We start from the raw sequence: 14,598 nt of genomic DNA on the forward strand, positions 1-14,598 counted from the left end.
CAAGAACCCCAATTAATGTCTAATATCTTATTGGTTCAATGAACCAAAGATTGCTTAGGTGGTCGGAGATGTTGGATAATAAATTGCGCTCCAGTAAGGGATTTTCAACATATGGCTAAAACATTTTTATTACTTTTTGTACTGATTACGATGCAAGGATCTACCCTATTTGGTCTAGCGGGTGATTTAGCTATTTTAGCCGCAGCTGGAGACCCTAATGAAGATAAGGCCGTTAATGATCCTACACGACTAGATACAGGCGGGCTGACAAAATTAGGTCTTGAACAAGATGTTAAAGTCATAAAAACGGTGTTTAATTATATCGCTGGAAAAATGCTAACAATACGGCCGCAGTAAATGCCCCTTTATTTCCTGCTAACTATGCGAATAAAGCATTATGCAAAAAAAATGATAGCTTAGTTACTGACTGTTATTCCCCAGAATATTATCAAGCGCTATATAAAGAAGCACAGAGGCAGCCCGCTGCGGTGAATAATGATGCCGCACAACCCGAACTTGTGCCACAACAAAACTCACATTCTACCGAGCCTTAGCGAGTGCACTGCGTTGGGTATAATAGTTGGCCAATGACGCACTATTTTGTTGCGCATAAAGTTGTGCCACATACTGATTAATTTGACTGTCGTGCGGCAGGGCTTCAGCTAATATTACCGCGGTTTTAAGTGTCATTTCCTTGTTGTTATCTGCTTGATAACGGGTCAAACATTCTTTCATCATGCTCAGCCAATCAATTTTTTTTAAAAAGACGGCCTTGCCTAAGGCGAGCTGCCAATCAGTGGCAGGCGGTAAATTTAGGGGTTTTTCTTTGCCATCTTCGTTTGGCTCAACAAATGGGTAGTCATTCATTAACTGCAAGACTTTGGCAAATCCCGTGTATTCTTCTGCTGGCAATAAAGGTCGTTCTGTCCACGCTTGTTCGATGCTCACGGATTGCCAGTCTGTTAGTTTTAACTGTTGTTTAAGCGCAATATAGAAACTGTCAGCTAACAAAAAATAACCACGGACATTGGGATGCAAGTGTTCAAGCATCAAATTATTGCCAATCAACCCCATGGGCGAAAATTGACTGAGGTGCTGCTCAGCATCGACTAAAATTACACTGTCATATTTTTCTGCTGTGCTTCGAATAATTGCATTTAGCTCACTGGGGGCTCTAAAACGTAAACGGTCTAAGTCGCGGGCAAGCTCAAGTTGTTGTTTGGCCCCACTTGCTTGGTTGAGCTGGACATAAAGACGACCTAACTCATAATGCGCCGATGCGTTGTCAGTCTTATCTATATATGCAGCTAATTGATTAGCTAAATTGATCGCTTGTTGTTGATCTGTACCGGCCATGGTGGACTTGATTTTTTGCAGAGCAAGGTCGATTTCAGGCGCAATGGGCTCGCTAGAAAAGGGTTTTTGATCGAGTAGGTTGCTGGCAATCGTGGCCAAATACACTGGTATATTGGCTTGTTGGTACTTATTCAGGATCAATTGCAGATTGTCAGAAAATTGTTCAAGTCCTGCCTTGTATAAATCAGAATTGAGCGGAATATCTTTGTGCTTAGCCACTTTGGCCATAAAAGTACGCGAGTTATTTTGCTCTGTAGCAAAGGCGGTTGTATGACCTTGTAAACTGGCATAGCTATTTTGTAATAATTGAAATAGCCGCAACGAGCGTAATTTTAAAAATAGCAAGGTACTGGCATAAGAGTTGGCAGCCGTATAGTTTGAGCCTACACCCAGTATGCCCAAATATTCATTGTGACCTAAGTACAGCAACACTGCGTCTGGTTGCTGTGCAATAATTTCATCAGTTAAGTCTAAAACAGTGAATGAATTAACGGCGGCAAGTGCAGTATTAACCACTTCAACATGATGCTCAGGTAAGGTCGCTTTTAAACGTTTGTCCAGCATACCGGCAAGTGAGGCACCTAAGCCATAAGGAAAACCCGCTGCGGTTGAGCCGCCTTGCACAAAAAGTCGAAAGCCATTTTGAGGTTTGTCGGTCAATAAAAAGTTCGCTTCCATCGTAACACTGGGTATATCTGCATTGGCTGCAAAATAACGTTTAACAATATCAGGGCGTGGTAGCAGATAATTTGGGTTGGCTGGATTTTTAATAAATAAAGGGTAGTCGTTACCGTAGTCCGACATTCTTAAAATACCTTCTAATCCACCCAAAAAAACCAAGGGCAAGCTGATGGCAATGGCCCAATACCACGCTGTCACTTTTTTAGGGTGTTTTTTGATTGTCATAGGGCTTTTTTCTGCATGCTTAATTGATTGAGATAATACCGCGCTTCTTTATGATCTGGCGATAAAGTTAACACCTCTTGCAAGCTAGCGATCGCCTTATCTAGTCGCTTGGTTTGATACAGCATTTGCGCCAAAGTAAGCAAATAATTGACGTTTTGCGGCTCAAGCTCATGAGCTTTGCGAGCATAATAATAAGCCAGAGTAAAATCCTGTGAATCGCGATAAAGCTTTGCCGCCACAATAGCGAGCTGTGGTTTGTGCGGCAGGGCATCAAATAAAATACCCGCTATTTTTGCTGCTTGCGGCAGATTATTATGCTGCTGATACGCAGTTAATAAGTCTTGTTGGATTTCAAGCCAAGGCGTGCCTTTGAGCCAATTGAATGCCATCTGCTGTTCAAAACTGTCGATAGGGCCAAACTCCACTTTTTGCGGGTTTGCACTAAAGGGATAATCTGCCAGTAAGTTTTTAATTTTAAAGTCTGCATTAATGATATCGACTTCTGACAACGGCATATCTAGCCAGGCTTGTTGTTCACTCACCGGATGCGAAACCGGTCCAAGCAAGTTACTTTTGATGATCTGCTCAACAAAGGTTTGTGCTAATACAAAATAACCTAATTTATTGGGGTGTAAGTGTTCATACATCAGGGTGTGATCAATTAAGCCACCGTTGTATTGCCTCAGACTTGCTTGGCTTTCAACCACACTGGCATTATAACGTTGAGCCTGCTGGCGAATAACTTGATTAAAAATACTTGGGGCCCTAAAACGCAGTAAGTCTTTGTCGCTAGCCTGAATATAATGCTGCAAGGCAAGAGGGATATCAGCTTGAGCTTGATAGAGTGAAGCGAGTTTATATTCAGGCTCTGCCGCGTTGGGATTCTCGTCAATCAGTTTTTCGAGTTGCTCTTTCGCTAAGCCACTATCCGTAAGCAGGTTATTATTAATGGTTGAAAAATCGATAGGGGGGGCAGAAGCAAACGGAGGTTGCTGAGCTTCATTTGCCGCTAAGGTACCAATTAATACCGGCACTTTAGCCTGTTGAAACCGGGCTAAAATGAGCCCTAAATTTTGTTCAAATTGCTCAAGCCCCGCGTTAAACAGGGGGCTGTCGAGTGGAATGTTTTTTTCTTTTGCTACTTGAGCCATTAGAGTATGGCTCGTATCTTTAGGATTTAGTTGGGCTTGGTTTGCATTAAATAAAGCATAATAAGCCCATTCTACCAACTGAAATAAACGCCAATCTTTGATTTTTAAAAAGAGTAGATTTGCGGCTCGACTGCCTTTACCAGCATAAGCCGAGCCAACACCCATGACACCTAAATATTCATTGTGACCGGCATAGATCAACACTAGGTCAGGTGCAATGTCGATTATCTCTGGCGTAATATCTAATAGGGTATAAGTATTAACACTGGCCATAGCGGTTGAAATGACTTCGATGTTTTTATCGGGGTAAAGCCGTTTAAAACGCGTTTGTAACTGGCCCGTGATCGAACCAAAACGACCAAAGGGAAATCCGGCTGCTGTAGAGCCGCCCAACAGCACAATACGAAAACTATCTTGTGCCTTGTTCTGCTTAAATAGCAAGGTGTCTGGACTCACATTAGGCGCTAATTCGGGGCGATGAAAATAACGTTTAATCAGCTCAGGATTAGGTTGGATATAACCCTCAGCTCCCGTAGCCGAGATAAATAAAGGGTAACTATGGCCAAAGCCCGCTAAACGTAAGCCCCACTCAACACTGGTTAAAATAACAATAGGTAACAGCAACATAATGACATAGAAGTAACTACGCACAGGGCGCAGAGGCTTGGCATTGCTGTTGTGTTTAACATGGCTTTGTATTTTTTTTCTAGAAGTCATCGATACGTCGTCTATTTAAGCGCAACTAGGATATTATCATCAAAATTCACTTAGGTTTACTCACTTAAACAGTCTAATGTTGTGCATTCGTATTCATAAAAAAAACCGTGAATTTAATCATAAATAACATATTATTTACAACTTTAACCTAAACGCTTTAATGAGAGTAAATGACAAAAATTTTAGGTATTTCAGCTTACTATCATGATAGCGCGGCAACTTTAGTGGTTGATGGCAATATTGTTGCTGCAGTGCAAGAAGAGCGTTTTAGTCGCATAAAACATGATCCTGCCTTTCCGGCTCAGGCCATCAAGTATTGTTTAAGTCATGCATCTTGCCTATTAGACGAACTTGACGCCATTGTGTTTTATGACAAACCGATGCTCAAGTTTGAGCGTTTACTCGAAACGTATCTGGCCACTGCGCCCCGCGGATTTTTGTCATTTTTGCGTGCTATGCCTATTTGGCTAAAAGAAAAACTTTATTTAAAAGCTGTATTACGTCAAGAATGCCGTCAGTTAATTCATCAACAGCGGGCAATATTAAATAGTACCAGTGTTGCTGTTGAGAAAAAAAAGCAAAAGAAACCCCCGGTACCGACTTTGCTATTTTGTGAGCATCATCAATCTCATGCTGCTTCCGCTTATTATCCAAGCCCCTTTGATGAAGCCGTTGTCTTGTGCCTAGATGGGGTAGGCGAGTGGGCGACTTCTTCAGCTTGGCATGGCAAAGGTGCAAATTTAAGTCCTCTGTGGGAGCTGCAATTTCCTCATTCACTAGGCTTACTTTATTCAGCTTTTACCTATTACTGTGGTTTTAAGGTTAATTCTGGCGAATATAAACTCATGGGTTTGGCGCCTTATGGTGAACCAAAATACGTTGATCTTATCTATCAGCATCTAATAGAGGTGAAAGATGACGGAAGTTTTCAACTGAACATGGACTATTTTGATTACCCTGCTGGCGAAACGATGACTAATAGCAAGTTTGCTGCTTTATTTGGTGGGCCGCCAAACGATACTAATGCTCAGGTTTCGCAAAAAGAAATGGACTTAGCACGTTCTATTCAAGTGGTTACAGAAGACATTGTGCTAAAAATAGCCGGTTATGCCCAGCGTGAAACTGGCTGTAAAAATCTGTGTTTAGCTGGTGGAGTGGCGTTAAATTGTGTGGCCAATGGCCGTATTCTGCGCGCGGCTATATTTGACAATATTTGGATCCAACCGGCTGCAGGAGACGCGGGGGGCTCCTTAGGCGCGGCAATGTTGGCTTGGCATCAATATTTTGAACAAGCTCGCCTTACATCGAATGCTGGTCAAGATGCTATGCATGGCGCTTATCTTGGGCCACGCTTTTGCAATCAAGCAGTGGTGCATTGTTTACAGCAACAGGGGCTTGAATATAGGGAATATGATTGGTCTACTCTGTATGCCAGGATTGCGAAGTTAATGAGCGAGGGTAATGTAATTGGTTGGTTTCAAGGGCGTATGGAATTTGGTCCTCGGGCACTGGGTAATAGGTCAATCATTGGTGATCCGCGCAGCCCTAAAATGCAATCAATCATGAATTTAAAAATTAAACAAAGAGAGTCATTTAGACCCTTTGCCCCTGCGGTGTTGGCTGAGGATGTCAGTGAGTATTTTGTACTTAATGTGCCAAGCCCTTATATGCTTTTAGTAGCTGATGTGCAGGCTGCTTTGTTGATTGATAATACTGATAAAGAGACTTTGTTTGGACTTGAAAAGCTCAAGCAACTGCGCTCGCATTTACCCGCTATTACCCACATTGATAATTCAGCCCGCGTGCAAACCGTGCATGCCCAAAGTAATCCAGAGTTTTATGCTTTGATTGAAGCCTTTAAACAACTCACTGGTTGTGGGGTTGTGATCAATACCTCATTTAATGTGCGGGGCGAACCGCCTGTTTGCTCGCCACAGGATGCTATTCGTTGTTTTCTGGCCACAGATATGGACTACTTAGTGATGAATAATATTGTGCTCGACAAAAGCCTGATGCCGCTTGAACTGATTCGGGCAGCCAAAACTCTTAGCTTTGAATTAGATTGACATTATGCTGAAACTGACAGTAAAGAAAACTGATATCGCCGGTCTAAAAGCCATCGTGTTTCCCCTGATCTGGGCATTTCCGCTGGTGTTTATGGGCTTGCTTCCTTGGTTGTTTGCGCGCAGTCCACACTGGGGCCTAAGTTATTGGTGGCCTGCACTGTTGAGCACTATTTTACTGAGTTTGTATGTTGTCTATCCTAAAGGCTTGTATTATCCCTGTCGACTATGGCTAGCTATTAGTGGTGTACTTGGATGGTTTAATACGCGAGTGATCTTGGCCCTTGCGTATTATGGCTTGATCATGCCAATTGGTTTTTTGATGCGTAATTTGGGTAAATTACAGTATCAGTCAGGCAAAAATAAGCATAAACAACATTCATTTTGGATTAAACGCCAAGATAATAACGTTAAACAGAATATGAAGGATCCGTTTTAATGTGGGAGTTTATTCAAGACTTATGGGCTTTTTTGCGGGTTAGAAAAAAAATATGGCTATTACCCATCGTTGTGGTACTGGCCTTACTGGGAGGATTAGTGGTGGCCACACAGCAATCTTCGTTAGCCACTTTTATTTATACTTTGTTTTAGTCTTTGGTCAATTTAAGGTAAACTTTATACCATAGTTAGTCTTAACACGACTTTCAGCTTAGTTGTAGACAATGCTTGTATTTTCCTTGTTTTGTTTACGCTAAACTAATTAAGTAAATCAGCTTAAAGGTTCAATAAAGTGTCTAGCGAAAATGAGTTAACATCCCAACATCATTGCAGTAAGTGTAAGAATAAAGATAACTTAGGTTTTGATTTTACAATGGCCTTTCAACCGATTATTGATTGGCAGACTAAAACTATTTTCGGCTACGAAGCCTTATGTCGCGGGCCAAATAACGAATCTGCTTATTCGGTAATTTCACAGGTAAATGATGACAATCGTTATTTATTCGATCAGCAATGTCGAGTGAAAGCCATTGCTCTGGCAGCAAAGTTAAAACTCACTTCAAAGTTGAGTATCAATTTTTTGCCCAATGCCATATACAATCCAGAACGTTGCATTAAAACTACCTTGGAAGCGGCAAAACAATACAACTTTCCGACTGAAAATATTATGTTTGAGTTTACTGAAGTTGAAAAAATTGAAGATGCTGAACATGTCAAAAAAGTCGTTGAATATTATCGAGCTTTAGGATTCCAGACGGCGATTGATGATTTTGGTGCAGGTTTCTCCGGCTTAGGATTGTTGGCCAATTTTCAAACCGATATCGTAAAATTAGATATGGGTTTAATTCGTGGTATCGCTTCCGACAAAGCTAGGCAGAGTATTGTCAAAAATTGCCTTAACATGTTTCATGATATGGGTATTACGCCCTTAGTTGAGGGTATTGAGACTCTTGATGAAATGCACTGGTTAGCCGAAGCGGGTTGCTCACTCATGCAAGGTTATCTGTTTGCAAAACCAGGCTTTGAATCGTTACCTGAAGTTGATTTTAGTCAGTTTTAGGACTTTCACTACCAGAGTTGCGGATACTTTTAGCTCAGTGCGTTGTAGAAAACAGAACAGCCTTTAGTAGGACAGACTCAATATTGTGCATAACATGGCTTATGCACAATTCATTTTATTTAGTTGCTTTCACACCGCCAGTAAGGGCAATGCGCATGGCTGCTTCAGCACTGATATTTAGTGCGGTAACCTGACTACGCTTAACGTACAAGGTATAACCGCCAATTTGGTAGCTAAAGGGAATATAAACCCCAATTTTATCCTCATCATTAAATAACTGCTGACCGGTTTTTTCGCCGGTAATAAAACCGATCAAATGCATATTGGGTTGAATCTCAATAGAAACCACTGTTTTACTGGTGTCTTTATCTTTGATAGAAAAAACCGTCATGATGTCATTAATCGCCCCATAGATAGATTTAATTAAGGGGATTTTTTCAATTTGGCGGTTGAAAAATGCCACTAAGCCATTAACAAAATATAAGTTCATTAATAGGCCTGCCAGTAAAATAATGCCGCAAGCAAGCAGTATCCCCAAACCAGGAAAATATAGGTGGTTGGGAACAAAGGGCTGTAATAAGCTTTCTGTGCCTTCCATAAACCAATAGACAAAGTATAAGGTCAAGGTTAAAGGCAATACAGCAACGAGTCCTTTAACGGAAAGGGTAACTAATTTATTCATGTTTTACTCAAGAAAAACGGGCTTAAAAAATATCATTGGGCCTTAGGTGGTGTCTCAGGCTTAAGGTTTTGTGCATATTTAACCCTAATTTTATTGGCGCCTAAGTAAGTGTCATTAAGATGTTTAATGGCGGCTTTAGCTTCACCTGGTTTGGGTATGTCAACAAAGCCAAACCCTTTGGACAAACCATTACTTTTTTCTCGAATTATAGTGCAAGATTGCACCTTGCCATGGGCTGAAAAAGCCACTAGTAGTTCTTCTTCTGTGGTTTCGCGATCTAAATTTCTGACGAGTATTTTCATTTTTTTCTCTTTATTTTAAAAGCTGGGTAGCATAATGCGTATAGTTTAACAGGTTACGTAAAAGTGTCAGAGCTGAAATTTAACTATATGTAAGACTTGAATACGTATGTAGTACGCTGTCAGAATCCCTCAGCTAAAGGTATCATTTGTAATTATTTTGTTAATAACACAAGCGTCGGATAATAATCTCTGCAACGACTTGTACTTTGTTAGGATATATTAACTATGCGCCCAACCAAATTGCGACAAGGTGTTCATGCCTGCTACTTAAGTTTGATTGCCTTGACCTTAGGAGCAACCTTGGCCTGTACCCCTGCAAATAAAGAAACCCCAAATGGTAGTACTACACCGTCAAGCGATATAGACACCATGTTGCCCACTAAACCAGAAGGTAAACCTGTTGTTTATCAGGTGTTTACTCGACTATTTGGCAATAAAAATCAAACTAATATCCCTTGGGGTACGATAGAAGAAAATGGCGTCGGCAAATTTAGTGATTTTACCGATACGGCTCTACAAGGTATTAAACAACTGGGCGTAACCCATATTTGGTACACAGGCGTGCCGCATCATGATGTCATCACCGATTATAGCGCCTATGGCATTAGTAATGACGATCCTGATGTGGTCAAAGGGCGAGCCGGTTCGCCCTATGCGGTTAAAGACTATTACAATGTTAATCCTGACTTGGCTGATGATCCCGCGCAGCGTTTGACTGAATTCGAAGCCTTAATAAAACGCACACATGATAATGGCATGCAGGTTATTATCGATATTGTACCCAATCACGTGGCGCGTAATTATCAATCTTTGCATCAAACTGCTGGAGTCTCAGACTTTGGGCAAAATGATGATACGACTGTGGAATATAGCCGTGATAATAACTTTTATTACGTGGTGGGCGAAGATTTTGAGGTGCCAGTATCCCTTGATGGTTATCAACCTTTAGGTGGCGCATCGCACCCTTTGAGTGACGGCTTATTTAAGGAATATCCGGCTAAATGGACTGGTAACGGTTCACGCTTAGCCCAACCTCATGCTAACGATTGGTATGAAACCGTAAAAGTTAACTACGGGGTCAAGCCTGATGGGTCTTATGATTTCCCCCGTCTGCCAGAGCAATATTTAAAACTCGGTATTAGTGAACATCAGACATTTTGGGCTGACAAGCAAGTTCCAGATTCTTGGCAAAAATTTCGAGATATTGCCCAGTTTTGGCTAGAGAAGGGTGTTGATGGCTTCCGGTATGATATGGCAGAAATGGTGCCAGTGGAATTTTGGAGTTATTTAAATTCATCAATAAAAAGCGTCAATCCGCAAGCATTTTTACTGGCTGAGGTATACAACCCAGATTTGTACCGTGATTATATTCAAATGGGTAAAATGGACTATCTTTACGATAAAGTTGACTTTTACGATACCTTAAAAGCCATCATGCAAGGCAAAGAATCGGCGCAGAAACTCCATTATATTCAACAAGGTATTGCTGATATTGAGTCGCATATGCTGCATTTTTTAGAAAACCACGATGAACAACGAATTCCCAGCAACGACTTTGCTGGATTAGTCGGGGGGGCGCAAATGGGCAAACCTGCTTTAGTGGTTTCAGCGCTGATGAGTCGCTCACCTACCTTGATCTATTTTGGTCAAGAAGTAGGTGAAGATGGTAGTGAAGATATGGGCTTTGGTAAACCCAGTCGCACGACTATTTTTGATTACGCTGGGGTGCCGGCTCATCAACGTTGGATGAATAATGGCAAATTCGATGGTGCTCAGCTCAGTGCAGAAGAACAAGCCTTACGTGACTACTATGTCAAAGTGTTGCGCATTTCTGCTTTTCATCCGGCTATGTTGGGTGAGTATCAAGGGATCCCTATTCTGGCGAATCATCTATATTCAGTTGAGACCGATGCTGCAGGCCGAGTGACACGCTTAGGTAATGACAGTGCGGCTAAAGTTGCGGCATTTGTACGCTACACTGCAACTGACAGTTTACTGGTGGTGAGCCATTTCTCAACAAGTGAAAGTGTCAATCTTAATTTGCCACTCGGGCGCGAACTAGTGCAAAAGATGATGTTAGGTAGTGGCAATCATAAAGTCACAGATATGTTGACGGGCAAACAATATTCTCTTGACGTGGAGGAGCAACAAGCGGTATTTAGTGCGACATTAGACCCCATGCAATCTTTGGTGATCCAATTAAAATGAAATTTAAGTGCGCTTTTTTAAGTGTTTTGCTGTTGTTGTGTGCTTGCACTGAAGGCTCTAAAGCCAATATTCAGCCCTCAACAGCTGCCGCTAATGTTGAGGTATTGCCCTTTAAGTTTGTGCTGGATGGCTTGGATAGGCAACGCACTGTGCGTCTCTATTTACCGCCAGATTACGCGCTTTCTAGCGACGCCTATCCGGTACTTTATATGCAAGATGGTCAAAATCTATTTGATCAAGCTACCGCTTATGCGGGAGAGTGGGGCGTTGACGAAACGCTCAATGAACTCGCTCAGCAACAGGCCTTAAAGTTTATTGTGGTTGGTATTGATAATGGCGGTGATAAACGCATAAATGAATACTCACCGTGGGAAAATAAGCGTTTTGGACCGGCAGAAGGCGAACTATATGTGAACTTTATTGTAGAAGTAGTTAAACCCTTCATAGACAATAATTATCGCACTAAGCCAGAGCCTCAAGATACCGCTATCATCGGCAGTTCCATGGGGGGGGTAATTGCCCATTATGCCCTTCACGCTTATCCGCAAGTCTTCGCAAAGGCGATGATCTTTTCACCCGCCTATTGGTACTCATCTGAAGTATTTGAATTCAGCAAAAGCCATAAAGCTGCGCTTAACGCCAAAATTTATGTGATGTTTGGCGATAAGGAAGGGGACGGCATGATTGTTGATACAGGTCGCATGGAACGTCAATTAAAAGAGCAGGGACACCCCCGTGAAAATATGCAGTTTAAACGGGTAGTGGGAGGCGAGCATAACGAAGCTCTGTGGCGCCAAGAATTTTTACCTGCAATTCAGTGGTTATTTGCTCCTTAGGCCTGTGGTTTAATAGCTATGCCATCGAAAGTGCCAATATATCTTTAATTAGTTAATTACTCAGGTAACCGCCGGTAATGGCGGTAACAAGGACATCAATATGAAATCCAGCCCTACAGGCTTAGTACCGACATTTGGCAAAATGAATTGGCTTAGGCCTTACTCTGATATAACAACTCGATTCAAGCTAGAGTCGCAAGGCCGCTCCATAAGGTCATTGCTACTGTTGTTATGTGTTTTAGGCCTAAGTTCGGCCACTATAGCTGCCAACTATCAGAGCCATTCTATTGACGGTAATACACTCATTATTGACAGTGACGAAGGTCGAGTGGTGATGCGTGCTTACGGAGATTCTGCGTTTGAAGTGTTATATCAAACAGCACAAGGCAAGCAATTGCCTTCTTTTGCCATCAGTGAAAAAGCGCAAACTACGCCCTTAGATGTGGCCAATAATATAGAGTTTTTATCCGTTAATGCGGGCAATATTAATGCAGTAATATCAAAGTCGCCCCTGCAAATATCTTATTATCAGGCAGGTAAACTGCTGATAGCTGAGGAAGTGGGTTTGTTTCAGCATGCCACTACTCGCGGTTTCCGGTTTAAGTTACAGGCCAATGAAAAATTACTCGGCGGTGGTCAGCGCGTCCTGGGTATGGATCGCCGCGGTCAGCGCTTTCCCTTATATAACCGTGCACACTATGGGTATACCACAGAATCCAAACAAATGTATTTTGGTTTGTCTGCAGTTATGTCGAGCGAACATTACGCCTTGATTTTTGATAATTCTGCCAGTGGTTTTATGGACTTGGGGCATACGCAAAGTGATGTCTTGCAATTTGAAGCCGTGGCAGGGCGAACCGCTTACATTGTGGTTGCCGGTGAAACTTATCCACAGCTCATTGAAAATACGGTCAATGTAACCGGGCGGCAACCTTTGCCACCGCGCTGGGCCCTAGGTAATTTTGCTTCGCGCTTTGGCTACCACAGCGAACAAGAGACCCGCGATACGGTACAGGCCTTTATCGATGAAGGATTTCCACTTGATGCGGTGGTACTTGACCTTTACTGGTTTGGTAAAGATATTAAAGGCATGATGGGTAATTTGGATTGGGATAAAGAGGCCTTTCCAGACCCCGAAGGCATGATGGCCGACTTTAAAGATCAAGGAGTAAAGACCATCGTTATTACCGAACCGTTTATCTTGTCTACCTCAAAACGTTGGCAAGAAGCAGTGGACAACAATGTGCTGGCACTCGGGCTTGATAAGCAAGCTAAACAATATGATTTTTACTTTGGTAATACGGGTTTGATTGATGTGTTTTCTGAGCAAGCCAGCCAATGGTTTAACGGCATCTATACCAATCTCTATGAGCAAGGTGTTGCCGGATGGTGGGGGGATTTAGGTGAGCCAGAGGTGCATCCTAGTGATACCCTCCATCAGTTTAATGGCATGACTGTTACTGCAGATGAAATTCACAATGCCTATGGACATATGTGGGCTAAGCAAGTGTTCGATAATCAACGGGCAATTGCGCCTAAACAGCGTCCGTTTGTCATGATGCGCAGTGGTTTTATAGGCTCGCAGCGCTACGGTATGATCCCGTGGACAGGGGATGTCAGCCGCTCATGGGGTGGCTTAGTACCTCAGGTCGAATTATCCTTACAAATGGGCTTGTTGGGTTTAGCTTATACCCATTCAGATTTAGGTGGTTTTGCTGGCGGAGATGCCTTTGATCAGGAGTTATATATTCGCTGGTTAGAATATGGTGTATTTCAACCGGTATATCGTCCACACGGACAGGAAGAAATCGCTCCAGAGCCTATTTTTCATGACAAACAAACCAAGGACATCCTGCGTGAACATGTCAAGTTGCGCTACGCTATGTTGCCTTATAATTATTCTCTAGTTTACGAAAACAGCCTGACTGGCATGCCATTGATGCGCCCGGTATTTTTTGAAGATGAAAGTAATCCGGCCTTAATTGATATTAAAGACAGCTATTTTTGGGGGAAAGCCTTATTAGTTAAACCTATTACTGAGCCTAATTTAAGTGAAATTAGCGTTGATTTACCTGCTGGTCGCTGGTTTGATTTTTGGAGTGATGATGCTTATGAAGGCAGTCAACGCATTGTATTAAAAACCGAGTTAGATCGTATTCCGGTCATGGTCAGAGCAGGAAGTTTTTTACCTATGGTGCAACCGGTGCAAAGTACCGATGATTATTCTACAGCGCAATTAGACTTGCACTACTACTCAGATACCAGCGTCACCTCTGCGCAAGCTACCATGTACGACGATGATGGTAAAAATCCTAATGCCATCGCTCTGGGCGAATACGAAACATTGAGTTTTAATGCCAAGCAACTAGATAAACAACTAGAAATTAGCTTGAATCGAGTAGGCAAATATAAGGGGATGCCACGTAAGCGAGATATACGTTTGATTATTCATAATTGGCTCAAAGCCCCAGTACAAGCACAAAAAGTGATACAAAGCTTATTGCCTGATAGTAGCTCGCCACTAGAAAACACCTCGGTTGAGCCGGTGTTAATTGAAAATAGTGTGCCTAATCAAACAACAGCAACAGGTTTGGTTGTCAAACCGGCGCCCAGTGTAACACTTGCAACGGAGAAAAATAAACCTGCCCCCATGTTGGCATCTTTGCCTTTAGTTGCTGACTTAGACACCTTAGACAAAAGTAAGACCGCCATGTATTGGGAAGAATCAACCAGCACACTGTATCTTAAATTTAGCTGGCAACATGATATTCAAGTTACTGTAAAAGAGTGAAGACTTATTAAGCTGGTTCGGTGTATACCATCCAGTATTAAATATCAAAAAGCCCACGCGATAGTGGGCTTTTTGTTGGTAAACGCTA

Annotated in this window: 12 protein-coding genes; 8 read left to right on the forward strand and 4 right to left on the reverse strand. The window is 42.2% G+C overall.

The window, feature by feature from the left end; translation table 11 throughout:
- Positions 1-111: 111 nt before the first annotated feature.
- Positions 112-357, forward strand: coding sequence for a hypothetical protein (locus ABKW31_RS04630; RefSeq protein WP_348615041.1), 246 nt, complete (start codon positions 112-114; stop codon positions 355-357).
- A 183-nt stretch (positions 358-540) separates the two neighbouring features.
- Here ABKW31_RS04630 and ABKW31_RS04635 read toward each other — a convergent pair whose 3' ends face one another.
- Entirely contained in the window at positions 541-2,262 is a 1,722-nt protein-coding gene (locus ABKW31_RS04635) for a hypothetical protein (RefSeq protein WP_348615043.1), read from the reverse strand.
- Positions 2,259-4,130 carry a CDC27 family protein gene (locus ABKW31_RS04640; protein WP_348615044.1) on the reverse strand — a complete coding sequence of 624 codons (1,872 nt, stop codon included), beginning with the start codon at positions 4,128-4,130 and terminating at the stop codon, positions 2,259-2,261. Before ABKW31_RS04640 ends, ABKW31_RS04635 begins: the two co-directional genes overlap by 4 nt.
- Before the next feature lie 170 nt (positions 4,131-4,300).
- Here ABKW31_RS04640 and ABKW31_RS04645 point away from each other — a divergent pair, with 170 nt between their 5' ends.
- From ABKW31_RS04645 to ABKW31_RS04660, 4 genes are all read left to right on the forward strand, one after another.
- Positions 4,301-6,196 carry a carbamoyltransferase gene (locus ABKW31_RS04645; RefSeq protein WP_348615045.1) on the forward strand — a complete coding sequence of 632 codons (1,896 nt, stop codon included), beginning with the start codon at positions 4,301-4,303 and terminating at the stop codon, positions 6,194-6,196.
- Positions 6,197-6,200: 4 nt separating this feature from the next.
- The gene (locus tag ABKW31_RS04650; protein ID WP_348615046.1) at positions 6,201-6,632 is read left to right on the forward strand and encodes an SxtJ family membrane protein; all 432 of its coding nucleotides are present in this window, start codon (positions 6,201-6,203) and stop codon (positions 6,630-6,632) included.
- Positions 6,632-6,784: a DUF5989 family protein gene (locus tag ABKW31_RS04655; protein ID WP_348615047.1), complete on the forward strand. Its 153-nt coding sequence runs from the start codon at positions 6,632-6,634 to the stop codon at positions 6,782-6,784. Before ABKW31_RS04650 ends, ABKW31_RS04655 begins: the two co-directional genes overlap by 1 nt.
- Positions 6,785-6,923: 139 nt before the next feature.
- A complete protein-coding gene (locus ABKW31_RS04660) occupies positions 6,924-7,691 on the forward strand; it encodes an EAL domain-containing protein (protein ID WP_348615049.1) in 768 nt (255 codons plus the stop codon).
- A 115-nt stretch (positions 7,692-7,806) separates the two neighbouring features.
- Here the strand turns inward: ABKW31_RS04660 and ABKW31_RS04665 are convergent, their stop codons facing one another.
- Both ABKW31_RS04665 and ABKW31_RS04670 read right to left on the reverse strand, forming a co-directional pair.
- Entirely contained in the window at positions 7,807-8,373 is a 567-nt protein-coding gene (locus ABKW31_RS04665; RefSeq protein ID WP_348615051.1) for a DUF502 domain-containing protein, read from the reverse strand.
- Positions 8,374-8,405: 32 nt separating this feature from the next.
- Positions 8,406-8,675, reverse strand: a complete 270-nt coding sequence (locus tag ABKW31_RS04670) for an RNA-binding protein (protein WP_348615052.1) — start codon at positions 8,673-8,675, stop codon at positions 8,406-8,408.
- A gap of 369 nt (positions 8,676-9,044) precedes the next feature.
- Here ABKW31_RS04670 and ABKW31_RS04675 point away from each other — a divergent pair, with 369 nt between their 5' ends.
- From ABKW31_RS04675 to ABKW31_RS04685, 3 genes are all read left to right on the forward strand, one after another.
- Positions 9,045-10,883, forward strand: coding sequence for an alpha-amylase family protein (locus tag ABKW31_RS04675; protein ID WP_348615202.1), 1,839 nt, complete (start codon positions 9,045-9,047; stop codon positions 10,881-10,883).
- Positions 10,880-11,719, forward strand: a complete 840-nt coding sequence (locus ABKW31_RS04680; RefSeq protein WP_348615054.1) for an alpha/beta hydrolase-fold protein — start codon at positions 10,880-10,882, stop codon at positions 11,717-11,719. The genes ABKW31_RS04675 and ABKW31_RS04680 overlap by 4 nt, the downstream gene beginning before the upstream one ends.
- Before the next feature lie 100 nt (positions 11,720-11,819).
- On the forward strand, positions 11,820-14,510 hold the full coding sequence (locus tag ABKW31_RS04685; protein WP_348615056.1) for a TIM-barrel domain-containing protein: 2,691 nt from the start codon (positions 11,820-11,822) through the stop codon (positions 14,508-14,510).
- The last annotated feature ends 88 nt before the right edge of the window (positions 14,511-14,598 follow it).

Origin of the sequence: Paraglaciecola sp. 25GB23A (assembly GCF_040012495.1) — a bacterium.
Lineage (GTDB): Bacteria > Pseudomonadota > Gammaproteobacteria > Enterobacterales > Alteromonadaceae > Paraglaciecola.